Origin of the sequence: Microbacterium sp. MYb54 (genome assembly GCF_002979515.1) — a bacterium.
GTDB lineage: Bacteria > Actinomycetota > Actinomycetes > Actinomycetales > Microbacteriaceae > Microbacterium.
Map to the genome: position 1 here is coordinate 1 of NZ_PCPA01000034.1, position 21,917 is coordinate 21,917.

The 21,917-nt window shown below is 66.7% G+C and carries 22 protein-coding genes; 9 read left to right on the forward strand and 13 right to left on the reverse strand.

What is annotated here, in order from left to right:
- The 7 genes from CQ040_RS19660 to CQ040_RS19690 form a co-directional block, all read right to left on the reverse strand.
- Positions 1-752: ABC transporter ATP-binding protein (locus CQ040_RS19660; protein WP_105712427.1), on the reverse strand; the 752-nt coding region annotated here is incomplete at its 3' end.
- The gene (locus CQ040_RS19665) at positions 749-1,741 is read right to left on the reverse strand and encodes an ABC transporter permease (RefSeq protein WP_105528565.1); all 993 of its coding nucleotides are present in this window, start codon (positions 1,739-1,741) and stop codon (positions 749-751) included. The genes CQ040_RS19665 and CQ040_RS19660, both read right to left, overlap by 4 nt.
- Positions 1,734-2,738, reverse strand: a complete 1,005-nt coding sequence (locus CQ040_RS19670) for an ABC transporter permease (RefSeq protein ID WP_105528566.1) — start codon at positions 2,736-2,738, stop codon at positions 1,734-1,736. Before CQ040_RS19670 ends, CQ040_RS19665 begins: the two co-directional genes overlap by 8 nt.
- Before the next feature lie 40 nt (positions 2,739-2,778).
- Positions 2,779-4,443, reverse strand: coding sequence for an ABC transporter substrate-binding protein (locus CQ040_RS19675; RefSeq protein ID WP_105528567.1), 1,665 nt, complete (start codon positions 4,441-4,443; stop codon positions 2,779-2,781).
- 208 nt (positions 4,444-4,651) lie between these two features.
- A complete protein-coding gene (locus tag CQ040_RS19680; protein WP_105528568.1) occupies positions 4,652-5,956 on the reverse strand; it encodes a GNAT family N-acetyltransferase in 1,305 nt (434 codons plus the stop codon).
- A 33-nt stretch (positions 5,957-5,989) separates the two neighbouring features.
- Complete coding sequence (locus CQ040_RS19685; RefSeq protein ID WP_028503736.1) at positions 5,990-6,235, reverse strand: zf-HC2 domain-containing protein; 246 nt, start codon at positions 6,233-6,235, stop codon at positions 5,990-5,992.
- Positions 6,232-6,894: a sigma-70 family RNA polymerase sigma factor gene (locus CQ040_RS19690; RefSeq protein WP_028503735.1), complete on the reverse strand. Its 663-nt coding sequence runs from the start codon at positions 6,892-6,894 to the stop codon at positions 6,232-6,234. Before CQ040_RS19690 ends, CQ040_RS19685 begins: the two co-directional genes overlap by 4 nt.
- Before the next feature lie 70 nt (positions 6,895-6,964).
- On the opposite strand from CQ040_RS19690, the gene aroA reads away from it, so the two are divergent.
- The 3 genes from aroA to bcp are packed head-to-tail and all read left to right on the forward strand — an operon-like array spanning position 6,965 to position 9,837.
- Positions 6,965-8,281, forward strand: a complete 1,317-nt coding sequence (gene aroA / locus CQ040_RS19695) for a 3-phosphoshikimate 1-carboxyvinyltransferase (RefSeq protein ID WP_105528569.1) — start codon at positions 6,965-6,967, stop codon at positions 8,279-8,281.
- A 2-nt stretch (positions 8,282-8,283) separates the two neighbouring features.
- The gene (gene rsgA, locus CQ040_RS19700; protein WP_105528570.1) at positions 8,284-9,354 is read left to right on the forward strand and encodes a ribosome small subunit-dependent GTPase A; all 1,071 of its coding nucleotides are present in this window, start codon (positions 8,284-8,286) and stop codon (positions 9,352-9,354) included.
- A gap of 9 nt (positions 9,355-9,363) precedes the next feature.
- Positions 9,364-9,837: a thioredoxin-dependent thiol peroxidase gene (gene bcp / locus CQ040_RS19705; protein ID WP_105528571.1), complete on the forward strand. Its 474-nt coding sequence runs from the start codon at positions 9,364-9,366 to the stop codon at positions 9,835-9,837.
- A gap of 24 nt (positions 9,838-9,861) precedes the next feature.
- Here bcp and CQ040_RS19710 read toward each other — a convergent pair whose 3' ends face one another.
- Positions 9,862-10,248: a hypothetical protein gene (locus CQ040_RS19710; protein ID WP_105528572.1), complete on the reverse strand. Its 387-nt coding sequence runs from the start codon at positions 10,246-10,248 to the stop codon at positions 9,862-9,864.
- A 230-nt stretch (positions 10,249-10,478) separates the two neighbouring features.
- Here CQ040_RS19710 and CQ040_RS19715 point away from each other — a divergent pair, with 230 nt between their 5' ends.
- Positions 10,479-10,727 (forward strand): WhiB family transcriptional regulator, encoded by a 249-nt coding sequence (locus CQ040_RS19715; protein ID WP_028503730.1) that lies wholly within the window; start codon positions 10,479-10,481, stop codon positions 10,725-10,727.
- Between the two features lie 63 nt (positions 10,728-10,790).
- Here CQ040_RS19715 and CQ040_RS19720 read toward each other — a convergent pair whose 3' ends face one another.
- Positions 10,791-12,275, reverse strand: coding sequence for a sensor histidine kinase (locus CQ040_RS19720; RefSeq protein WP_028503729.1), 1,485 nt, complete (start codon positions 12,273-12,275; stop codon positions 10,791-10,793).
- Positions 12,276-12,299: 24 nt separating this feature from the next.
- Positions 12,300-12,686 (reverse strand): Rv3235 family protein, encoded by a 387-nt coding sequence (locus CQ040_RS19725; RefSeq protein ID WP_028503728.1) that lies wholly within the window; start codon positions 12,684-12,686, stop codon positions 12,300-12,302.
- A 131-nt stretch (positions 12,687-12,817) separates the two neighbouring features.
- Here CQ040_RS19725 and CQ040_RS19730 point away from each other — a divergent pair, with 131 nt between their 5' ends.
- Entirely contained in the window at positions 12,818-13,429 is a 612-nt protein-coding gene (locus CQ040_RS19730; protein ID WP_105528573.1) for a hypothetical protein, read from the forward strand.
- On the opposite strand, the gene CQ040_RS19735 is transcribed toward CQ040_RS19730, so the two are convergent.
- On the reverse strand, positions 13,417-13,695 hold the full coding sequence (locus CQ040_RS19735) for a helix-turn-helix domain-containing protein (RefSeq protein ID WP_105528574.1): 279 nt from the start codon (positions 13,693-13,695) through the stop codon (positions 13,417-13,419). The two genes, CQ040_RS19730 and CQ040_RS19735, sit on opposite strands and share 13 nt — an antisense overlap.
- A 97-nt stretch (positions 13,696-13,792) precedes the next feature.
- On the opposite strand from CQ040_RS19735, the gene CQ040_RS19740 reads away from it, so the two are divergent.
- Both CQ040_RS19740 and CQ040_RS19745 read left to right on the forward strand, forming a co-directional pair.
- A complete protein-coding gene (locus tag CQ040_RS19740) occupies positions 13,793-14,413 on the forward strand; it encodes an SAF domain-containing protein (RefSeq protein WP_105528575.1) in 621 nt (206 codons plus the stop codon).
- Positions 14,410-15,651, forward strand: a complete 1,242-nt coding sequence (locus CQ040_RS19745; protein WP_105528576.1) for a P-loop NTPase — start codon at positions 14,410-14,412, stop codon at positions 15,649-15,651. Before CQ040_RS19740 ends, CQ040_RS19745 begins: the two co-directional genes overlap by 4 nt.
- Here CQ040_RS19745 and CQ040_RS19750 read toward each other — a convergent pair.
- Complete coding sequence (locus tag CQ040_RS19750; RefSeq protein WP_105528577.1) at positions 15,575-16,801, reverse strand: pyridoxal phosphate-dependent aminotransferase; 1,227 nt, start codon at positions 16,799-16,801, stop codon at positions 15,575-15,577. The two genes, CQ040_RS19745 and CQ040_RS19750, sit on opposite strands and share 77 nt — an antisense overlap.
- Positions 16,802-16,867: 66 nt before the next feature.
- Positions 16,868-19,669, reverse strand: a complete 2,802-nt coding sequence (secA, locus tag CQ040_RS19755; protein ID WP_028503723.1) for a preprotein translocase subunit SecA — start codon at positions 19,667-19,669, stop codon at positions 16,868-16,870.
- 189 nt (positions 19,670-19,858) lie between these two features.
- On the opposite strand from secA, the gene CQ040_RS19760 reads away from it, so the two are divergent.
- Positions 19,859-20,479 carry a PadR family transcriptional regulator gene (locus CQ040_RS19760; RefSeq protein WP_028503722.1) on the forward strand — a complete coding sequence of 207 codons (621 nt, stop codon included), beginning with the start codon at positions 19,859-19,861 and terminating at the stop codon, positions 20,477-20,479.
- A 104-nt stretch (positions 20,480-20,583) separates the two neighbouring features.
- Positions 20,584-21,915, forward strand: coding sequence for a hypothetical protein (locus tag CQ040_RS19765; protein WP_028503721.1), 1,332 nt, complete (start codon positions 20,584-20,586; stop codon positions 21,913-21,915).
- The last annotated feature ends 2 nt before the right edge of the window (positions 21,916-21,917 follow it).

A 21,917-nucleotide genomic window follows, 5' to 3' on the forward strand; every position in this document is an offset into this window, starting at 1 on the left:
GACCGGTAGATCTCCTCCGCCGTCCCCTCCTCCACGATCTGCCCCTGCAACATGATCGCGATCCGGTCACTGATCTCGATCAACATCGGCAGATCATGCGTGATGAAGATCACCGCGAACCCGAGCTTCTCCCGCAACCGCATGATCTCCCGGATGATCCCGCGCTGCACCACCACGTCCAGCGCCGTGGTCGGCTCATCCATGATCATCACCTGCGGGTCGAGGGCCAAAGCCATCGCGATCATCATCCGCTGCCGCATCCCACCCGACAACTCATGAGGGAAACTCGACAGACGGGCAGGATCCACACCCACCAACGTGAGCAGCTCCTCCGCCCGCGCCGTCTTCGCCTTCTTGCTCATCCCGGGCCGGTGCGTGTCGAAAATGTCGAAGATCTGCGCCTTCACCGAGATCACCGGATTCAACGAGTTCATCGCACCCTGGAACACCATCGAGATCTTGTCCCACCGGAACGCCCTGAGACCCTCCCCATCCAAACCGACGATGTCGATGTCATGACCATCCCGGTCATGAAACACGATCTCCCCACCCGTCATCAACGCCGGCGCCTTCAACAACCGATTCATCCCATACGCCAGAGTCGTCTTCCCACACCCCGACTCCCCCGCAAGCCCGAGGATCTCGCCGCGGTTCAACGTCAACGACACATCCCGCACGGCCTTCACCGGCGGATCCACCTCATACTCGATCGACACATTCCGCGCCGTCAACACCGCCGTCTTCTCGGTCATGCGACTGCTCCCTCTCCCCCGACGCCGCGACCCGCTCGGCGTGCCAGACGCTGCCGTCGAGCAGCAACCGGCACCAGACGCAGCTTCGGATTCACGATCTCGTCGATCGCGAAGTTGATCAGAGACAGGGCGGTCCCGATGAGCGCGATGATCAGACCGGGTGGCACGAACCACCACCAGGCACCGCTGCCCACGGCTTGACCGGTCTGCGCGTCGTTCAGCACGGTACCGAGCGTGATGGATCCGGTGGGTCCGAGGCCGAGATACGAGAGCCCCGCTTCGCCGAGGACTGCGAAGATCACTCCGAATATCAGCTGAGCCGCGAGCAGCGGGACGAGGTTCGGGAGGATCTCTACGAAGATCACTCGCAGCGGACGCTCCCCCGCGACGACGGAGGCTGCGACGTAGTCCCTGGTGCGCAGCGACCGCGCTGTGCCGCGAAGCACCACCGCAGACCCCGCCCACCCGGTGATACCGAGAACGAGCGCCACGAGCAGCGAGCTGCGGGCAAGATCACCGAGGCCCTCGGTGTGCTGCACATACGCGGCGATCACCATCACCAGCGGGAGGCCCGGGATCACGAGCATGATGTTCGTGGCCAGCATCAGGGTCTCATCGAGCGCGCCACCGAAGTATCCGGCGAGAACACCGAACACCAGGGCCAGGAACAGCGCGACCACACCCGCGACCGCGCCGACGAAGAGCGAACCCTGAGTGCCGGTCGCGACCTGGGCGAGTACGTCGAAGCCGAGCTTGGTCGTGCCGAGCGGGTGCTCGAGGCTCGGCGGGAGCAGCGCGTCGTAGCTCGCATCGCGCGGGTCGCCGAGGAGCAGCGGCCCGATCAGCCCGAAGAGCACGATCGCGCCGAGCATGATCACTCCCGTGAGGAGTTTGCCGGAGACCCGTGGGAATCCGCCTCGCAGCCGTGCAGTCCGCGCGACGGCGACGGCGTGGGTCGACTCGGACGGGGAAACGATCAGGTCAGACATCGCGGCGCACTCTCGGGTCGATGAAGCCATAGAGGAGGTCGATGAGGAAGTTCGCCGCCAGCACCGTGAGGGTGATGACGAGGAACACTCCCTGCATCAGGGCGTAGTCGAGCCCCTGCACGGACTGGATCATCAGCTTGCCGAGACCGGGGTAGCTGAACACCTGTTCCGTGACGATGGAACCTGCGACGACGAATCCGAGTGCGATGCCGAAACCCGCGAGGCTCGGGATCGAGGCGTTGCGTGCCGCATACGCCGTGCGGATGCGTGAGGGCCGGAGCCCCTTGGCCTCGGCGGTGAGCACGTAGTCCTCCGCCATGGTCTGCACCATCATGTTCCGCATCCCGAGCAGCCACCCGCCGACGGATGAGATCACGATCGTCGCCGCGGGCAGCAGAGCATGCACGAACGCGCTGGCGAAGAACGCCGGCGTCCATTCCGGCCCCGCCGGGAACTCGAAGACGTCGTACCCGCCGATGATCGGCAACAACCCCAACTGCACCGAGAACACCGCGACCAGTACCAGCGCGAGCCAGAAGTACGGGATCGACTGCAGGAACGTGGTGATCGGCACGAACTGGTCGACCCATGTCCCCCGGAACCAGCCGACCCATGCTCCGGCGATGATCCCGAGGATGAAGGAGATGATGGTGGCTGCTCCGACGAGTGTCGCCGTCCACGGCAGAGCCGCGGCGATGAGCTCGCCCACCGGGGCCGGGTATCGGGTCGACGAGACCCCGAGATCACCGTGCAGCAGCCGGCCCCAGTAGGCGAGGTACTGATCCCACAGTGTCGATCCCTTCTCCGCACCGAGGATCGAGGTGATCGCCTTGATCGTCTCTTCGGAGAGCGGCCTGCCCCCGTTCGCACGCCGGAGCTTGCCCAGCATGATCGCTGCGGGGTCTCCGGGGAGCAACCGCGGCAGCAGGAAGTTGAGGGAGATCGCGGCCCAGAGCGTGATGATGTAGAACGCGACACGGCGCATCCAGAACTTCATGAGCCTCTCCTCTCGATGGATCGATCCATGGGTGCCGGCCCTACTTCTTGACGGGACGGAGCTGGGTCAGGATGACGGCCGAAGCAGTCGACAGGTACGGCAGCGGTGCCGCGTACAGGTCGTCCTCGGTGGGCCACCCTGTGAAGTCCGCCGTGTTGAAGAAGGACTGCGACGCGTTGAGCACCACAGGGATGTACGGCAGGTCTCGGGCGATCTCGGTCTGCACCGCGGCATAGGCTGCCTTCTTGATCGCCTCGTCCTGGGTCGCACCCGCCTGCTTCACGGCTTCGTCCACGACGGGGTTCGTGTAGCGGGAGTAGTTCTGTCCCTTGGTCGGCTCCGCGCCGACCTTCGCACTCGCCGTCGTCGTGAAGTACTGGTCGTAGTTGGAGTACGGATCCGCGACCAGCGACTGCGTGATGCCGTAGAGCGCGAGCTGGAACTCACCGGTCGAGATCGGCGTCCAGTATTCGGCTTCCGACACCGTCCGTGCGTTCACACGGATGCCGGCCTTCGCTGCCTGTGCGCTGATGAGCTTGGCGGCGTCGTTGTAGTCGGTCCAGCCGTCGGGCGAGAACAGGTCCAGCTCGATGGCCGTGCCGTTCTTGCCGTAGAAGCCGTCATCGCCCTTCGTGTACCCGGCAGCCTCGAGGATCCCTTCCGCTGACGCGGCGTCGGGCTCCTGCGGGCTGACCGCGAGTGACGGATCGCTCAGCCACTTCTCATCCCGCGGCAGCAACGCGAAGCTCGGCGATGCCTCACCCGACAGCCCGGCGAACGCCTTGCTGCTGATGGCGCCGCGGTCGATCGCGACATTCAGCGCCTGACGGACGGCAGGGTCCGTCTGCGCGCCCGCGCACCCCATCGAGGTATCGGAGCAGGTCATGATCACAGTGGGGTCCTGCTGCTGGTTCATCGTGCTGATGCGTCCGTTGGAGGTGACTCCGTCCGGGTTCGCGATGAACTGACCGACCCAGTCGAGCTTGCCGGTCTTCAGCAGGTCTTCGGACGACTGGTTCGAGTCGATGCCGATGTCCTGCACCTCCTTGATCGCGGGAGCGCCGTCGCGGAAGAGCGGGTTCGCCTCGAGTGTGTAGGCGGCGTCGGTGAACGACTTGAGCGTGTACGGTCCCGAGCCGACCGGCTTCGGGTTCGTCTCCGTCATGTAGTCGTCGATCTCAGACCAGATGTGCTGCGGGATGATCCAGGTCGAACCGAGGATCAGCGACGTCGCCGTGAACTTCGGCGACGAATAGGTGACGACGACGGTGGTGTCGTCGGTGGCCTCTGCCGACACCATGTCGGGGTCGAGGTTCGAGCCGTAGCCGAGGCTGAACGCGACGTCTTCGGCCGTGAGCTCCTCGCCGTCGCTCCACTCGAGGTCGGGCTTGATGGTGATCGTGAGGACGGTGCCGTCGTCGTTGAACTCGTAGGAATCGCCGAGCATCCCGACCGGCGCATCGTCCGAGAGCTGATTGAAGAAGAACAGCGGCTCGTAGATCGCCCCGAACGTCATGTGAGTGGCGGTGTCGACGGCGAAGGGGTTGAAGTTGTTCGTGATGGGGGTCATCGACCCCGACCACATGCGGAGCGGGCGATCGCCGTCCGATGAGCTGCCACCGGGTGTGCAGCCTGCCAGTGCCAGGGCGAGTGCTGCGGCACCGGCGACGAGAGGAAGGGTTTTCCTCCAACGGTTGTCGTGCATGGGAACCTCGTCTCAAGAGCTTCATTGCGGAAGTCGAGCAGGGCGGACGGGGATCCGCTCTGAGGCGAGATTATAGTAAAGGCTCTTTCTAGTAAAGAGGTTTCTAGTTTATTTCTTCAGACACGAGAATCGGCCTCACGTAGGCACGCGAAGCCGATTCTCGAGGGGCGCGCTCCCCGCTCGCCGGGCGGTCGCGGGGAGGACCGCGTCAGTACCAGATGTCGAGCGAAGGCACGGGGAAAGCGACGAGCGTGCGGTCGAAGGCCTCGACTGCCTCGGGGTCGGCTGCGATGCGACCGGCACCGTGAAGCGACGCGGCACGAACCCCACCGGCGTAGAGCACGGAGAGAGTCGAGACGTCGAGCGTGATGTCGACCGCGGAGCCTTCCGCCGCTTCTTCCACAGTCGCGGTCCCGGACTCGTCCACGCGCAGACGCCAATCGCCGTTCGCGAAGCCCAGGGCGTCCTCGACCCGGAGGACGGTGTCGATAGGAGCGGAGTACCGACGTGCCGTCAGCGCGGTCGGAAGATCGAGGATGCGCAGCCAACCGTGGTCGTGCACCTCCTGCTTCACGCCGCGGGCGTCGTGCACCAGCCACGGCAGCGGGTCATCGATTGGGCGGAGGTCGGCGACGACCTCGTCGACGAGGTCGTGCTGCAGCGCGAAGCGCCACAGGGCTGCTCGTGCATCGGCGGTCTCGGCAGCGAGCAGACGCACGTCCATCCGGAATCGGAAGGTGCCTCCCGCCTCACCGACCGTGTAGGCCATGACGCCACGCAGCACGCCGTCTTCGTCGAGGTACCGCACCCCGCGGGCCTGATCCCGATCCGGGGTGGGCGCGATGCCCGCATACCCCTCCCAGCGGCCTTGCCAGCCGGGAATCTGTCCGGAAGCGCGTCGGCGCGAGCGCTCGTGGACTGTCCCGAGGTCGGCCGCGAGAGTCTCGCGGTCGACGTACTCGAGACGGCCGGCCGGGGTCGGTCCGCTCCAGCCCGCACGCCGGGTGTCGACCGTGAACCGCGCGACCGGGATCGCGGAGCCGAAGCCATAGCGCCCGTAGATCGTCGCCTCAGACACCGTGAGACCCGCGACGGGCACTCCAGCCGATGCGGCCGCCCGCAGTTCGCCCTCGAGCAGGGCTCTGGCGATGCCGCGTCGGCGATGCGTCGCCGAGACCGTGACGACGCTGATCGCCCACATCCCGATCTCCGCGCCACCGGGAAGTGTGAGCGGAGTCACCCAGCCGTCGATCGTCGCGACCGGAAGCGCTGCCGCCGGAGCATCAGGCTCGAAGACGCCGATGTTGCGTCTGGCGGCGAACGTCTTGCGCACCTGCGCGAGCATCTCGTCGTTGGGTTCGGTCGCCAGGAAGCCCCGATCGACGGCCCGCTCGAACGCAGCAGCGCTCGCATCATCACTCAGATCGACGACGCGATAGTCGAGGCCTGCAGCAGCCAGTCGTTCAGTCGAGGTGTTGTCGGCGGGAACGTCGCGCGCATCGATGAAGGTCATCGCTCCACACTACCGATGCCCTCCGACGGAGAGTCAGTGCTGGGTCGCCTGGACAGCACGCAGGCGTGCGAACACCTGGTCGCGCAGCTCCTCCGGTGCCGTCTCCTTGCACGCACGGGCGATCACATCGGTGAGGGTGGTGGCGACGAGAGCCTCGTCCCTGCACGAGGGGCAGTTCTCGAGATGCTCTCGGATCTCGGTGTGCTCGGTCTTGCACACCTCGTCGCGGAGGTACTCCTCCAGATCCTGACGGGCTTTGTCGCAGCCGCAGTCGCTCATTTCTTGCTCCTCGTCTCAGCCGCGGCGATGCCCCGCTCAGCGGCGTAATCTGCCAACAGCTCCCGCAGCATGCGCCTGCCACGATGCAGGCGGCTCATCACGGTGCCGATGGGCGTCTTCATGATGTCGGCGATCTCCTGGTACGCGAACCCCTCGACGTCGGCGAGGTACACCGCGAGCCGGAAGTCCTCCGGCACAGCCTGCAGTGCATCCTTGACGACGGACGCCGGCATCCGGTCGATGGCCTCGGCCTCTGCCGAGCGGCTGTGCGACGCGGTCGTGGACTCCGCCCCTCCCAGCTGCCAGTCCTCGAGCTCGTCGATCGTGCCCTGATAGGGCTCCCGCTGCCGCTTGCGGTAGATGTTGATGTACGTGTTCGTGAGAATCCGGTACAACCACGCCTTGAGGTTCGTCCCCTGCGAGAACGTCGCCCAGGAGCCGTACGCCTTGACGAACGTCTCCTGCACGAGATCGGCGGCGTCTGCCGGGTTGCGCGTCATACGCATCGCGGCGGCGTAGAGCTGATCCATGAAGGGGATCGCCTGCTCCTCGAACTCGCGCCGAGGGTCGCCGACGGTGTCTGCGGTTACGGTGTCATCCATCACCGGCCAGTCTAGGCCGCTGAGGTCGATCACCTCGCGCTCCAACGTCGCCGTCATGCTCTCTCCTTCGGGTCGGGATGCCTGTCTTTCACGACGAAGCTCCCTGTGTTTACTAAGGTGAGAACCGATGAGCGCCAACAGGTATTCCCCCTCCCGTGTGCAGGGCGCCTATGCCGCGCCCACGACCGACGTGCCCGTCCACGCGGAGCTCACGATCCCCGGGTCCAAATCGTTGACCAACCGCGAGCTGATGATCGCCGCGATCGCCGATGGGCCGGGCCGCTTGATCGCCCCGCTGCACTCGGATGACTCCGCACGCATGGTCGATGCGCTGCGCGCGCTCGGCGTCGGTATCGAGGAGGTGGATGCCGGTCACGAGTTCGGCCCCGACCTCGTCGTCACCCCGGCGAAGCTCAGCGGCGGCACGACCATCGACTGCGGTCAGGCCGGCACCGTGATGCGTTTCATCGCTCCGCTGGCCGGGCTCGCCGAACACGATGTGCATCTCACCGCGCATGAGACGGCCCTGCATCGTCCGATGGGCGGGCTCATCAGCGCCCTGCGCGACCTCGGCGTCGACATCGACGACGAAGGCACCTGGTCGCTCCCGTTCACGATCCGCGGCCACGGTCGCATCCGTGGTGGCCGTGTCGAGATCGATGCGTCGGCGTCGAGCCAGTTCGTCTCCGGCCTCCTGCTCGCCGCTCCGCGGTTCGACGTGGGCCTGCACCTCGTCCACACGGGCGAGCACCTGCCGAGCCTTCCGCATATCGACATGACCATCGAGGCCCTGAGCCGACGCGGCATCCGCATCGAGCGCCCCGCCGTCGGCGAGTGGCTCGTCGAGGCCGGAGTCCCGCGCGCGAAGGAGATCGCGATCGAACCCGATCTCTCCAACGCCGCGCCGTTCCTCGCTGCCGCCCTCGTCGCCGGCGGATCGGTGTCGATCACCGGCTGGCCGGCGCACTCGACCCAGCCCGGAGCGCTACTGCCCGACATCCTGCAGGCCGCGGGAGCCCACGTGGGCCGTCACGCCGGCATCCTCACGGTGCGCGCGGGGTCGAGCATCCGCGGCCTCGACCTCGATCTCTCGTCCGCGAGCGAGCTCACACCGACCCTGGTCGGCCTCGCCGCGTTCGCGGAATCGCCCACGACCATCAGGGGCATCGGACACATCCGCCTGCACGAGACCGATCGGATCGCCGCGCTGATCGGCAACATCCGCAAGCTCGGCGGCGAGGCCGAAGAGCTTCCGGACGGACTCCGCATCATTCCCCGTGCACTCCACGGCGGAAGCTGGGCTGCGCATCACGACCACAGGATGGCCACGACCGGAGCGCTCATCGGCCTGCGTGTTCCCGGCGTCGAGGTCGACGACATCGGCACGACCGCCAAGACCCTCCCGGAGTTCACCGCGCTCTGGGAGCGGATGCTGCGAGGCTGACGGTGAGCTGGCTCGACGACACTGATGACCTCGAAGACGACTTCGAGGACTTCGACGAGAGCAGCATCCGGACCCGTCCCAACCCGAAGGCGAACCGGCCGCGCACCAAGCGTCGCCCCGCGCACGACGACGCCCAGGTGGGCAGAGTGCTCGGCGTCGACCGTGGCCGGTACTCGGTCCTGCTCGACGAGGACACCCCCGAAGAGCGGATGATCACCACGACCAGGGCCCGAGAGCTGCGACGTATGCCGATCGTGACGGGCGATCAGGCGCGTGTGGTCGGCGACACCTCGGGAGACGAGGGAACGCTCGCGCGCATCATCGGCATCGTGGATCGCACGTCACTCCTCCGACGAAGCGCCGATGACACCGACCAGGTGGAGCGGGTCATCGTCGCCAACGCCGACCAGATGCTCGTGGTCGTCGCGGCAGCCGACCCTGAGCCCCGCGCACGCCTCGTCGACCGTTACCTCGTCGCCGCGCTCGATGCCGGCATCCGTCCGCTTCTGGTCGTGACCAAGACCGACATCGCGGATCCGACGGAGTTCCTCACCCACTTCGACGGCCTCGACCTCCGCGTGTTCACCAGCGCGCAGGACGAGATGCCGCTCGATGAGATCGGCGACGCTCTCGTCGGCCACTCCACCGTCTTCGTCGGCCACTCCGGTGTCGGCAAGTCCACCCTCGTCAACGCGCTCGTCCCGACGGCCGACCGCGCCACCGGCCACGTGAACCAGGTCACGGGGCGAGGACGCCACACCTCCTCATCGACGGTGTCTCTGCGCTACGAGGGCGCCGACGGCACCGGCTGGGTGATCGATACCCCGGGTGTCCGCTCGTTCGGTCTCGGACACGTCGATCCGGCGAACATCCTCGCGGCGTTCACCGAGCTGGCCCTCATCGCCGAGAACTGCCCTCGCGGCTGCACCCACCTGGCCGATGCCCCCGACTGCGCACTCATTGAAGCGGCGGAGCGCGGCGAGCTGGGCGAGACCGGACGTGCCCGGCTCGACTCCTTGCAGCGGCTGCTGCAGACGTTCTCCGACAAGGCGGAGCAGGCTCCCGGCCGATAAGCTGGAGAGGTGACTCAGCGCCTCGAATCCGGAACCGCAGCTCCCGACTTCTCCCTCCTCGACCAGGACGGGTCTACAGTCCGACTGTCAGATCTGCGTGGTCAGAAGACCGTGCTGTACTTCTACCCGGCGGCGATGACGCCCGGCTGCACGACCGAGGCCTGCGACTTCCGCGACAGCATCTCCTCCCTCCAGGGCGCCGGATACCGGGTCATCGGAATCTCCCGCGACGAGCCCGCGACCCTGACGAAGTTCCGCGAGCGCGACGGCCTCACCTTCCCGCTCCTCAGCGATCCGGATCACGCGGTGCACTCCGCCTACGGCGCCTGGGGCGAGAAGATGAACTACGGCAAGCTCGTCGAGGGTGTGATCCGTTCCACGTTCGTCATCGACGAAGACGGAAAGATCGTCCTCGCTCAGTACAACGTCAAGGCCACCGGGCACGTGGCGCGGCTGCGCAAGCAGCTCGGAATCGACGCCTGATCTCCCGCAGTTCCCTGCGGTAGGTCATTCCGCCTCTCGGCGCTCGCCTTCCTGACGCGCGCTCGAGACCAGCAGAGCGAACCCGACGAGACCGGGAAGCCCGACCCCGAGGGTGAACACCCACGAGATGGGCTGCAGCGTGAGCGACGCCAGAGCGAGCGCGACGGCGAGCACCTGGAACACCACTCCCCCGGAACGCGCCCATGAGCGTCCTGCACGCACACCGAACGCGAAGGCGAAGAGTGCAGCCGCTCCGATCAGCGTGAGCACGATGAGCGCCAGCGCGGTCGGGACCGACGAGGCGTCACCCGCGCCGAGGCCCGCGAACTCGATGACGGCGAAGGCGAGGAGCGCGACACCCTCCAGAGCGAGCACAGCCGCCGCGGCGAGGGCCAGTCGAGGTGCGCGCAAGGTGTCTCCATGGGATCGCTCAGTGAAGAAAACCCTTGATTTCATGGTTTTCATGTAACAGACTAGAGAAAGTCATGTGCTCCCACAGCGGCGTGGGGCGAGTTTTCACACTCGCATCACTATTCGCGGACATCCGTCCGCATCTAAAAAGGGTAGCGGAACCCGAACTGCTACCCGAATCCGAGACGTCGCATCCCGACATCTCTTGAAATCCACACCGAGGAGCCCCCATGGACTGGCGCGATAAAGCCGCCTGCCTGACTGTCGACCCCGAGCTTTTCTTCCCCGTGGGGAACACCGGCCCGGCTGTCGATCAGATCGAGAAGGCGAAGACTGTCTGCGCCACCTGCACGGTCACGGAGATCTGCCTGCAGTACGCCCTCGAGAGCAGTCAGGACTCGGGCGTCTGGGGCGGCCTGTCCGAGGATGAGCGTCGCGCTCTGAAGCGTCGCGCCGCACGCGCACGTCGCGCGTCTTGAACTTCCGGAAGCGGCCTGAGATCGACTCTCAGGCCGCTTCCGTCTGTTCGGACGCGTCCGGACTCACCGCTCCAGCCAGCGCAGCGGAATGTCGATGACCACCTCGGTGCCTTCGCCGTCGCTCCCATGCCACTCGATCGTCCCACCGAGTTCGCCCTGGATGAGCGTGCGGATGATCTGAGTGCCGAGGCCCTGTCCGATCCGGCCTTCGGGCAGGCCGAGTCCCGTGTCTCGGACCGTCACACGCAGGTTCTCCTCCGTGCGCTTGGCGTCGATCGTGACGAGTCCCTCCTGACCGGCGAGGCCGTGCTCGACGGCGTTCGTCACGACCTCTGTGAGCGCGAGCGCGAGCGGAGTCGCATACTCGCTCGGAAGCACACCGAATCGTCCGGTCGACTGCGTCCGCGCGCGCGTGTTCGGCGCCGAGGCGACCTCTGCGACGAGTTTGAGCACGCGGTGGAAGACCTCGTCGAAATCGACCTTCTGCGTCAAACCCTGAGCCAGCGTGTCATGCACCACGGCGATCGCATCCACCCGGCGCATCGCCTGTGTGAGTGCGTCTCGCGCCTCGTCCGAGTGCGTACGGCGCGCTTGGATCCGCAGGAGCGATGCCACCGTCTGCAGATTGTTCTTGACCCGATGGTGGATCTCGCGGATCGTCGCGTCCTTGGTGATGAGCTCCTGTTCCTGATGGCGCAGCTCCGAGACGTCGCGGCACAGCACGATCGCACCGATGCGGGTCCCGTGATCCTTCAGCGGAATCGCACGCAGCGATACCGTGACGCCCCTGGCCTCGATGTCCGTGCGCCAGGGCGCGCGTCCCGTGACCACGACGGGGAGCGACTCATCGACCTGCCGGGAGGGCGGGACGAGTCGGGTCGTGACCTCGGCGAGGGACTCCCCCTCCAGCTCGTCATCGAACCCCATGCGGTTGAATGCCGAGAGCGCGTTCGGGCTGGCGAAGGTGGTGATCCCATCGACATCGATGCGGATGAGCCCGTCAGACGCGCGCGGAGCGCCTCGCCGCGGCGACGTCGGCGCGGTCAGATCGGGGAAGCTGCCATCGGCGATCATCCGGAACAGATCGTTCGCGCATTCGTCGAAAGTGATCTGCTGTCGTGACGGGGTGCGCACCTCACCCAGATTCGTGTGCCGGGTGACGACCCCGATCACGGTCGCGCCTGCATCGGCACCGCGACGAACACTCACGATCGGGACCGCACGTACCCGCGTCGGCGTCTCCTCGAACCAGTCGGGTGACGATGAATCGACGATCTCCGCCGACTCGAAGGCGCCCTGCACCTGGGTACGCCACTGCGGTCGCACCCTCTCGCCGACGATGTCGCGATAGAAGAGGGTCGCGGCGCCGCTCGGTCGCGCGTGGGCGACCGCGATGAAGGAACCGTCGTCGGTCTGGATCCAGATCACGATGTCGGCTGACGCGAGGTCGGCGAGGAGCTGTCCGTCACCGGCGAGGCGGTGGAGCCATTCGACATCGCTGTCGGTCAGAAGCCCCTGGGCATGTGCGAGATCACTGAGGGTTGACACCTGACCAGCCTACGGTCTGATGCCTCAGAGAATCGCCAGGGACGTCGCGCGCCAGCGACGATCGATCCCGTCGAGACGAACGGCCACCGCGCGTGTGCGACCGGGTCCGGCCACGACGACGACGGCTTCGATCACCCCGTCGAGGGGTTCCGTCACTCTCAGCGCCCGGATCTCGAAGGTGGGACGCGCGGGTGCGACGCCTCGTGCGCTGCGTGCCCTCGCCGACAGGTTCGCCCTGGTCACCAGGCTCCGAAACGCGTCCTCGCTGAACCACCTGGCGAGCTGATCGACCTCTCTGACTCCGGCGAGAACCTCGAGGACGCCGTGCGTGAGACCGCGCAGAAGCGGCAGCGGGTCGGGGAGTTCGCTGGTCGGTGTCGGCTGGGGGGCGAAGTATTCGTGCGGCGTCATGTCGAACTCTCGGTCGTGGCCAGGTCTGCGAGTCGCCAGTACAGCACCCGGCCCCCGGCCGCGGAGCGGAGAGGGAGGAAGAATGTGGATAACTCGTACGCCGCGGGTCAGCCTCGCCTACGCTCTGTCGGATGCACTGGGACCGTCTGTTCGAAGACCTCGAAGGCCAACTGTCCTCGGAATGGGAGGCCGAGCGGGCCATGCTCGACGCCGAATCCGAGCGACTGCGGATCGCACGTCTGGATCTGCGCTCACGGCTTCGGATGCTGTGCGGCGCAGGCGCGGACGCCACGATCGACCTCGTCAACGGCCGACGACTTCCCGTCGTGCTGCAGATGCTCGGGGCCGACTGGATCGCCGTCTCCACCCGCGGCACCGGCGAGAGCCGTGTCGCCCCCTCCGCGCTGTTCTTACCGCTTGCGGCGATCGCGGGTATCGCCACGGACCACGGCATGATCCTGGCAAGCCTCGAGGAGCCGATCTCCGCCGACCTGCCGCTCCGAGAGCGGATGACGCTCGGCTTCGTGCTGCGCGACCTCGCGCGTCGCCGTGTCCCGCTCCACATCAGCACCCACCTGGGCGACGATGTGCACGGCACGATCGACCGAGCAGCATCCGATCACCTCGATGTCGCCCTGCACGACCCGGGAGAACCACGCCTCGCCGGGGCGGTGCATGGTTTCCGCATCATCCCGTTCTCATCGCTCGTCGCGGTGAGAGCCCCCGGTGATCAGACGCCGTGAGCCGAAGACGTGCCCCAGACCTCGGGGAAGCTCGCGGTGTGTGATTGTCTCCACAGCGCCATACGGCGGGCGTTCTCGGACTCTTCGGCCAAGTACTCGTCGAGGCTCGGCTCTTCGACGCGCCAGCGAGGCGGCGACCCCAACTGCGCACCGCGGAGCCGCCCCTCGTGAACCAGAGCGATCACCTCGTCGACACCGATGCTCAACAGTTCTGCCACCTGCGCAGGCGCGAGGAAACGCGGTGCGCGAACGGAAGAGGTTGACATGTGCCCATTCTCCCCCAGCGGTTCCCTCGGATCCGGCTCGATCACTCCCTGTGGATAACTCGAAGGGCGCCGGAAGCATTTCTGTGACGATATCGCCATGGCTTCCCTCTCTCCTCCTCGACGCGCGTTCTGGGGCGATGTCCGTTTCCTCGTGGGTATCGCCCTGGTCGTGCTCTCGATCACCGGGGTCTGGCTCATCGTCTCCGCATCCGACGATGCGATACCCGTGCTCCAGACGAACCGGACAATCACGCAAGGCGAAACGCTGACCTCCGGCGACTTCCGGGTGGTCGAGGTGGGCCTGGGCCCGCTGGCGGATGACTACCTCGGCCCGGAAGACCTTCAACCCGGCAAGGTCGCGGCACGCACGCTGGAGAGCGGTGAAATCGTGCCCGCCTCGGCGCTGACGGATGCGGACCGCAACCGCACCACCACCATCGTCATCGAGAGCACCACCGGTATCCCCGATGGCGTGCAGGCCGGCACGGTCGTCGAACTCTGGCAGGCGCCTCCCGTCGACGAAGGACGGTCGTACGACACCCCGCGCATCCTCGTCGCCGATGTGATCGTGCACGAAGTGCTCAAGCCGGAAGGCGTGCTCGCCGACACGGGGACCCAGCTCGAGGTCGTGATCGACAGAGCCGACGTGGCTGACGTTCTCGCCGCGATCACCGGAGGCTCAGCCCTCTCGGTGGTGCCGGTCGGGTCAGAGTCATGACGAGCGTCATCGTCGCGATCCCGCAGCCGCGCGCAGGTGAGCTGGCGACGGAGCTGGAGCTCGAGGGAGTCGAGGTCGTCGCGATCATCGCCCCCAGCCCCGCCGTCGTGATTCCGCCGGGGACTGAGGCCATCATCGTCCCGGCCACCCGCGCGGTGTTGACCGCCGAGTTGATCGCGACCTGCGACCGTGCCGGAGTGCGCATTCTCGCCCTCGGCGGCGCGGACAGCCGCTTGCTGGGACGACTCGGCCTGTCCACGCCCCTCCACCTGGAGGCTGCGGGGTGGGAGGTCGCCGCGGCGTTGAGAGTCGAGACGGACACCGCCGCACTGCCTCAGCCCGTTGGCCCGCATCGTGTCATCGCGGTATGGGGACCACACGGTGCCCCGGGCCGCTCGACCCTGGCGATCCAGCTCGCTGTGGAACTCAGCCGCACCGGCCGCCGAACGGCGCTGGTCGACGCCGACACGGTCGCGCCCTCGCTCGCCCTACTACTCGGACTCAGCGACGACGCTCCGGGAGTGGCCGCTGCCTGCCGTCGCGCTGAGCGCGGCGCCCTCGACTCGGCCGAGCTGACCAGACTCGCGACGACGGTCGCAACCGGGGGCGGCGACATCGAGGTGCTGCCCGGCATCAACCGCCCGAGTCGATGGCCCGAGCTGTCATCCACCCGCCTGCGCGCCACACTCGGTGCCTGTCGCGAGTGGATCGAGGACACGGTGGTCGACGTGGCAGACGCCTTCGACGCCGACGACGAGGTCACATACGATCTGGCGGGACCCCGACGCCACGCTGCGACCTCCGCGTCTCTGAGCGAGGCCGACCTCATCATCGCGATGGCGTCAGCGGATCCTCTGGGCATCAGCAGGTTCGTTCGCGACCACGCGGAGCTGCGTCGTCTCACGGCGCCGACGCCGGTCACCGTCGTGGTCAATCAGGTCCGACCGGGCCCCCTCGGGATCGATGCGCGCGGGCAGGTGCGGCGCACCCTCGAGCGCTTCGCGGGCATCACCGAAGTCGTGTTCCTGCCATCGGATCAGCGCGCGGCCGACGCAGCGCTGCTGCACGCCCGCCCCATGACCGACGTCGCTCCACGCTCCCCCTACGTCGCCGCGGTGAGACGGCTGGCCGCCACACTTTCACCGCACGAGACGGCGACCGCTACTGCCGATAGCTCGAGAGGAAGTTCCCCAGTCGTTCGACGGCTTCGCTCAGTACTCGGGGTTCGGGGAGCGTGACCAGTCGGAGGTGGTCCGGGGTCGCCCAGTTGAAACCGGTGCCCTGGACCAGCAGGATGTGCTCCGAGACCAGCAGGTCATAGACCAACTTGGCGTCGTCCCTGATCTCATGCACGTTCGGGTCGAGCTTCGGAAAGGCGTACAGCGCCCCCTCCGGCTTCACGCAGGACACTCCCGGAATCGACTCGAGTCCTTCCCAGGCGATGTCGCGCTGCTCATGCAGACGCCCGGTCGGAGCGATCAGGGCATCGATGGACTGCACACCGGAAAGCGCCGCCTGCACGGCGTACTGGGCCGGGACGTTCGGGCAGAGTCGAGTCGACGCCAGCAGCGTAATCCCCTCGAGGAAGCCCTTGGCGTGATCCTGCGGCCCGGTGATGACCATCCATCCCGAGCGGTATCCCGCCACCCGATAGGTCTTGGAGAGTCCATTGAAGGTCAGGCACAGCAGATCGGGGGCGAGCGTCGCCGTCGGGATGTGCACGGCACCGTCGAACAGGATGCGGTCGTAGATCTCGTCCGAGAGCAGCAGCAACTGGTTCTCGCGAGCGATCTGCACCAGTCCTTCGAGGATCTGGCGGGAGTAGACCACTCCGGTGGGGTTGTTCGGGTTGATGATGACGAGAGCCTTGGTCCGCGGCGTGATCTTCGAGCGGATGTCCTCGAGATCGGGCTGCCACTGATCGTCCTCGTCGCACAGATAGTGCACGGGAGTGCCACCGGCGAGGCTGGTCATCGCCGTCCACAGCGGATAGTCCGGGGCCGGGATGAGCACCTCATCCCCCTCGTCCAGCAACGCCTGCATCGTCATCGTGATGAGCTCGGAGACGCCGTTGCCGAGATAGACGTCGTCGGGATCGAACCGGGGGAAACCCTCGATCTGCTCGTATCGGCTCACGACAGCGCGCCGGGCCGAGATGATGCCCTTGCTGTCGCTGTACCCATGCGCAGTCGGCAACGCGGCGAGCATGTCGTGCACGATCTGATGGGGGGCATCGAAGCCGAAGATCGCCGGGTTCCCGGTGTTCAGCTTGAGGATCTTGTGGCCCTCCGCTTCCAACCGCGCCGCCTCGACGAGGGCGTTTCCGCGGATCTCGTACAGGACGTTCTTGAGCTTCGACGACTGGTCGAAGTTGCGCGTTGGTGTCATCGGCCAAGCCTACAGCGACGAAAGGAGGGCCAATCCACGTGGACTGGCCCTCCTTTTCGACAGAGGCTACTTCTTCTTCTTGCCCTGGGCCCGACGCTGCTCGCGGTTGCCCGCAGCAGGGGCTTCGGCGTCCGTCCGCTGCCCGAAAGCGCCACGGGGCGCCTCCTCGGGCTCGGTCTGCGGAGCCTGTGCACGAGCGGCCGCCTGGCGGACGCGGTCGGTGGCCGCCTGCTGAACCTGGCCGCGGTCGTTGCGGACCTCGACCTCGCCGGCGTCGTTCGCGGCGGAGTACTCGAGGCGCTGCTCTTCGCCACCGGTCGCGAGTCCCTTGGCCTCGACCTCGGCGGTCTGCGAGTCGCCGGCACGGCGCACCTCGACCTCGAGGTTGTAGAGGTAGCCGACCGACTCCTCCTTGATCTGCCCCATCATCGACTGGAACATCGCGTAGCCCTCGCGCTGGTATTCGATGAGCGGGTCACGCTGGGCCATGGCGCGCAGGCCGATGCCGTCCTTGAGGTAGTCCATCTCGTAGAGGTGGTCGCGCCAGCGGCGGTCAAGCACCTGCAGCACCACCCGGCGCTCGAGTTCGCGGGTAGCGGCTTCGCCGAGCGCCTCCTCACGCGTCTCGTACGCGATCTTGGCGTCCGAGAGAAGCTCGCGGGTGAGCCCGTCGGCATCGATGCCGCCCTTGCGGTCCGCAGCCTCCGCGACGACCTCGTCGATCGTGACCCCGACCGGGTAGAGCGTCTTGAGCTCGGTCCACAGTGCGTCGAAGTCCCAGCTCTCGTTGTGGCCCTCACCGGTGTGATCGCGGACCACGCCGCTGATCGCGTCTTCGATGAAGTGCTGCACGCGGTCGGCGATGTCATCACCGTGCAGGATCTGACGGCGATCGGCGTAGATGGCCTCGCGCTGACGGTTCAGGACGTCGTCGTACTTGAGGACGTTCTTGCGCATCTCGGCGTTGCGGGACTCGACCTGGGACTGAGCGCTGCGGATCGCACGGGAGACGAGCCCCGACTCGATCGGCACATCGTCAGGGAAGTTGGTGCGGGACAGGATCGCCTCGGCGGCACCCGACTGGAACAGGCGCATCAGGTCGTCGGTGAGGCTCAGGTAGAAGCGGCTCTCGCCGGGGTCGCCCTGTCGTCCGGAACGACCGCGAAGCTGGTTGTCGATGCGTCGCGACTCGTGGCGCTCTGTGCCGAGCACGTAGAGACCACCGGCCTCGATGACCTTCTCGGCCTCTTCCGAGACGACACCCTTCATCGCCTCGTACGACTCGTCCCAGGCGATCTCGTATTCCTCGGGGGTCTCGACCGGGTCGAGGCCCTTGGCCTTGAGCTCCTGGACGGCGAGGAACTCGGCGTTTCCACCGAGCATGATGTCGGTGCCTCGTCCGGCCATGTTCGTGGCGACGGTGACAGCACCCAGTCGGCCGGCACGGGCGACGATCTCGGCCTCACGTGCGTGGTTCTTCGCGTTGAGAACCTCGTGCTTGACGCCCTTCTTGGCGAGCAGGCGGGAGAGGTACTCGCTCTTCTCGACACTCACCGTGCCGACCAGCACCGGCTGGCCCGCTGCGTGCCGCTCGGCGATGTCCTCGACGACCTGGCCGAACTTCGCCGTCTCGTTCTTGTAGACGAGGTCGGACTGGTCCTTGCGGATCATCGGACGGTTCGTCGGAATGGGGATGACGCCGAGCTTGTACGTCGACATGAACTCCGCGGCCTCGGTCTCGGCCGTACCGGTCATGCCCGCGAGCTTGTCGTAGAGGCGGAAGTAGTTCTGCAGGGTCACGGTGGCGAGGGTCTGGTTCTCGGCCTTGACCGGCACGCCCTCCTTGGCCTCGATCGCCTGATGGATGCCCTCGTTGTAGCGGCGACCGACCAGGATGCGACCGGTGTGCTCATCGACGATCATGACCTCGTCGTTCATCACGACGTAGTCGGTGTCCTTCTTGAACAGCGCGAGCGCCTTGATCGAGTTGTTGAGGAACGAGATCAGCGGCGTGTTCGCGGATTCGTAGAGGTTGTCGATGCCGAGGTAGTCCTCGACCTTCTCGATGCCGGGCTCGAGCACGCCGACGGTGCGCTTCTTCTCGTCGACCTCGTAGTCCTCGCCGACCTCGAGAGTTCGAGCGATCTTCGCGAACTCGGCGAACCAGCGGTTGGCCTCGCCAGAGGACGGGCCAGAGATGATGAGCGGCGTACGCGCCTCGTCGATGAGGATCGAGTCGACCTCGTCGACGATCGCGAAGAAGTGCTCGCGCTGGACGAGGTCTTCCTTGCGCCACGCCATGTTGTCACGCAGGTAGTCGAAGCCGAACTCGTTGTTCGTGCCGTAGGTGATGTCTGCGGCGTACTGTTCACGGCGCACCGCGGGAGTCTGACCCGAGACGATGATGCCGGTGGTCATGCCGAGGGCGCGGAACACGCGTCCCATCAGCTCTGCCTGATAGCTCGCGAGGAAGTCGTTGACCGTGATGACGTGCACGCCCTTGCCGGCGATCGCGTTCAGATACGCGGGCAGCGTCGCCACGAGGGTCTTGCCCTCACCGGTCTTCATCTCGGCGATGTTGCCGAGATGAAGAGCCGCGCCACCCATGATCTGCACGTCGTAGGCGCGCATGCCGAGCGTGCGCTTGGCAGCCTCTCGCACGGCGGCGAACGCCTCGGGCATCAGCTGATCGAGCGTCTCGCCCTTCTCGTAGCGTGCGCGCAGCTCGACGGTTTCATTGCGCAGCTCGTCGTCGGTGAGCTTGGAGATGTCCTCTTCCAGCGCCCCCACTGCCTTGACGACCTGATTCAGACGGCGGATGACCCGCCCCTCGCCAGCACGCAGCAGCTTCTCAAGAGGATTGGCCACGGATGTCATCTCCCTGTCAGTGGGTAAATCGCCGGCCGTCGGTGAACCCGACGCCAGGCATACTTCGCCATGTTACCGGGCTGTGACCTGCACGTCGCCTGCATGGCGTTCCCGCGCGTCGAATCACCGGGTTGCCAGGTATCCATATACTCGGTATCGCATTCGAACCGACCGCAACGGGAGACGAACATGTCAGTACGCCAGAGCCTGCTCGCCATCCTCGCTCAGGGCCCCTGCTACGGGTATCAGCTCCGACACGAGTTCGAACGGCGCACGGGGTCGATCTGGCCGCTGAACGTCGGCCAGATCTACAACACGCTCGAACGACTCGAACGCGACGGCCTGGTCGTGCGCGGCGACACCGATGAACGCGGGCACGTGTACTGGCAGGTCACCGACTCCGGGCGCGACGAGGTGGGCAGCTGGTTCTCCTCTCCGGTCGTGCGCGCTCAGGGCACCCGCGATGAGCTGGCGATAAAGCTCGCGGTCGCAGCCACCCTCCCCGGAGTCGACGCGAACGTCGCGATCCAGGCGCAGCGCACCGCGTCGATCCGACAGCTGGAAGCACTGCAGCAGGAGAGACAGGCACGAGGCGACGCGGAAGACCCAGAGGGGCTGGTCTGGTCACTGGTGATCGACTCGAGGATCTTCGCCACGGAGGCCGAAGTCCGCTGGCTCGACCACACCGCACTGCGCCTCGCCAAGCATCCGCAGCACGCGATGGCGCTCGAACTCACCGCCGAGCGTCCCAAGCGCGGACGCCCGTCGAAGGTCGGCAGAGAGATCGCGGAAGCCGTCGTGGCGCCCTGACCGACGGCAGACCCCTCCCCGTCCGGCACGACCGGGGCGAGAATGCCGTTCGCCCCGGGCGGATGCCCAGCCACCACAGGCGCGAAGGAAACTAGGATCGGGTCATGGCTGGATTTTGGGGCAGACGCAAACGCGAACAGGAAGAACTCGCCGCACAGGACGCCGATCTGGCTCTGCGCGCTGAGCAGGCCCTGGTCGCAACCGACGAGCGGATCCGCACGACCTCGGACGAGCTCGCTTTCGCCGAGGCCGAGCTCGGCGAATCGCTCACCTCCGACCTGCGCAAGGCGCTCGCTGCGGTGCGCACCCATCTGCGTGAGGCGTTCCAGCTCCACCAGTTGAACCATGACGAGATCCCCGACACGGATGAGGAGCTGCGCACGCGCAACGCGCGCATCCTGCAGCTGTGCGAGTGGGCTCAGGATCTCCTCGACGAGAAGACTTCGGTCCTCGCCGAGTCCGTGGCCAAGGTGCGCCGTGCACCCGAGGTCATCGCGCAGGTGCGAGCGGACGCCGCAGCCCTGAGCGCACGCATCCCTCAGACCAACGAGGCCGTCGCGCGACTTTCGGCACGCTACGCCGATTCGGCGATGCACCAGATCACCGCCAGCGCCGCCGAGGCGGAGCAGCTCATCAGCTTCGCGACGCACAGCGCCGATGTGTCGGAACGTCGCCGCGCAGCCAAGCAGAACGAAGAGGCGAACGTCGCACTCGAGACGGCGACCGAGGCGACCCGGCGCGCGTCTGCACTGCTCGACGCGGTCGAAGACTTCGAGATCGAGGCGCTACGGGCCGAATCCACACTCGCCGAGGTCGTGGCCGACTCTCGCGGAGACCTCATCGCTGCGCGTACCGCCCCCGCGGTTCCGGCGGTCGCCCAGGCGGTCGCGGCGCTCCAAGCCGCTCTCGCCGCGCTGACACCGTCGGGCACGCCCAACGACCCCTTCGCCGAGCTCTCCCAGCTGCGCGATGCCAATTCGGCATTGGACGAGGCGATCGCCAAGGCGCGTCATCGTGCCGAGAACCCGCTCCCGAGCATCGCTCAGGTCCAGCATGCGATCGATGATGCCGACCGACAGCTGGGCGTGGCCCGCGGCCTCATCTCGGGACACCGTGGCTGGATCGGTGCGGACGCCCGAACCCGCCTCGCCGAAGCTGAGCGGCTTCGCGTCGATCTCTCCGACCTCCTCCCCGCAGAAGACACGCGCGAGGCTGCGCTCATCCAGGCCCGTCGGGTCGCCCACCTTGCTTCCGAGGCCCTGCAGCTCGCACAGCGCGACATCGACTCCTCCCGCCCACAGGATCAGGACTGGGGCGGTGGCGGTGGCGGCTGGGGCGGTGGCGGTGGAAGACGCGGAGGCGGTGGCGGAGACCTCGCATCGGGCATCCTGGGCGGTCTCGTGATCGGCAGCCTCCTCGACGGCATCTTCGACTGACG

What these genes read in the sequence shown, in the direction of transcription:
- CQ040_RS19665 (WP_105528565.1), bottom strand. Translation starts at nt 1,741, where the DNA reads ATGTCTGACCTGATCGTTTCCCCGTCCGAGTCGACCCACGCCGTCGCC.
- CQ040_RS19670 (WP_105528566.1), bottom strand. Translation starts at nt 2,738, where the DNA reads ATGAAGTTCTGGATGCGCCGTGTCGCGTTCTACATCATCACGCTCTGG.
- CQ040_RS19675 (WP_105528567.1), bottom strand. Translation starts at nt 4,443, where the DNA reads ATGCACGACAACCGTTGGAGGAAAACCCTTCCTCTCGTCGCCGGTGCC.
- CQ040_RS19680 (WP_105528568.1), bottom strand. Translation starts at nt 5,956, where the DNA reads ATGACCTTCATCGATGCGCGCGACGTTCCCGCCGACAACACCTCGACT.
- CQ040_RS19685 (WP_028503736.1), bottom strand. Translation starts at nt 6,235, where the DNA reads ATGAGCGACTGCGGCTGCGACAAAGCCCGTCAGGATCTGGAGGAGTAC.
- CQ040_RS19690 (WP_028503735.1), bottom strand. Translation starts at nt 6,894, where the DNA reads ATGACGGCGACGTTGGAGCGCGAGGTGATCGACCTCAGCGGCCTAGAC.
- aroA (WP_105528569.1), top strand. Translation starts at nt 6,965, where the DNA reads ATGAGCGCCAACAGGTATTCCCCCTCCCGTGTGCAGGGCGCCTATGCC.
- CQ040_RS19715 (WP_028503730.1), top strand. Translation starts at nt 10,479, where the DNA reads ATGGACTGGCGCGATAAAGCCGCCTGCCTGACTGTCGACCCCGAGCTT.
- CQ040_RS19725 (WP_028503728.1), bottom strand. Translation starts at nt 12,686, where the DNA reads ATGACGCCGCACGAATACTTCGCCCCCCAGCCGACACCGACCAGCGAA.
- CQ040_RS19730 (WP_105528573.1), top strand. Translation starts at nt 12,818, where the DNA reads ATGCACTGGGACCGTCTGTTCGAAGACCTCGAAGGCCAACTGTCCTCG.
- CQ040_RS19735 (WP_105528574.1), bottom strand. Translation starts at nt 13,695, where the DNA reads ATGTCAACCTCTTCCGTTCGCGCACCGCGTTTCCTCGCGCCTGCGCAG.
- CQ040_RS19740 (WP_105528575.1), top strand. Translation starts at nt 13,793, where the DNA reads ATGGCTTCCCTCTCTCCTCCTCGACGCGCGTTCTGGGGCGATGTCCGT.
- CQ040_RS19745 (WP_105528576.1), top strand. Translation starts at nt 14,410, where the DNA reads ATGACGAGCGTCATCGTCGCGATCCCGCAGCCGCGCGCAGGTGAGCTG.
- CQ040_RS19750 (WP_105528577.1), bottom strand. Translation starts at nt 16,801, where the DNA reads ATGACACCAACGCGCAACTTCGACCAGTCGTCGAAGCTCAAGAACGTC.
- CQ040_RS19760 (WP_028503722.1), top strand. Translation starts at nt 19,859, where the DNA reads ATGTCAGTACGCCAGAGCCTGCTCGCCATCCTCGCTCAGGGCCCCTGC.
- CQ040_RS19765 (WP_028503721.1), top strand. Translation starts at nt 20,584, where the DNA reads ATGGCTGGATTTTGGGGCAGACGCAAACGCGAACAGGAAGAACTCGCC.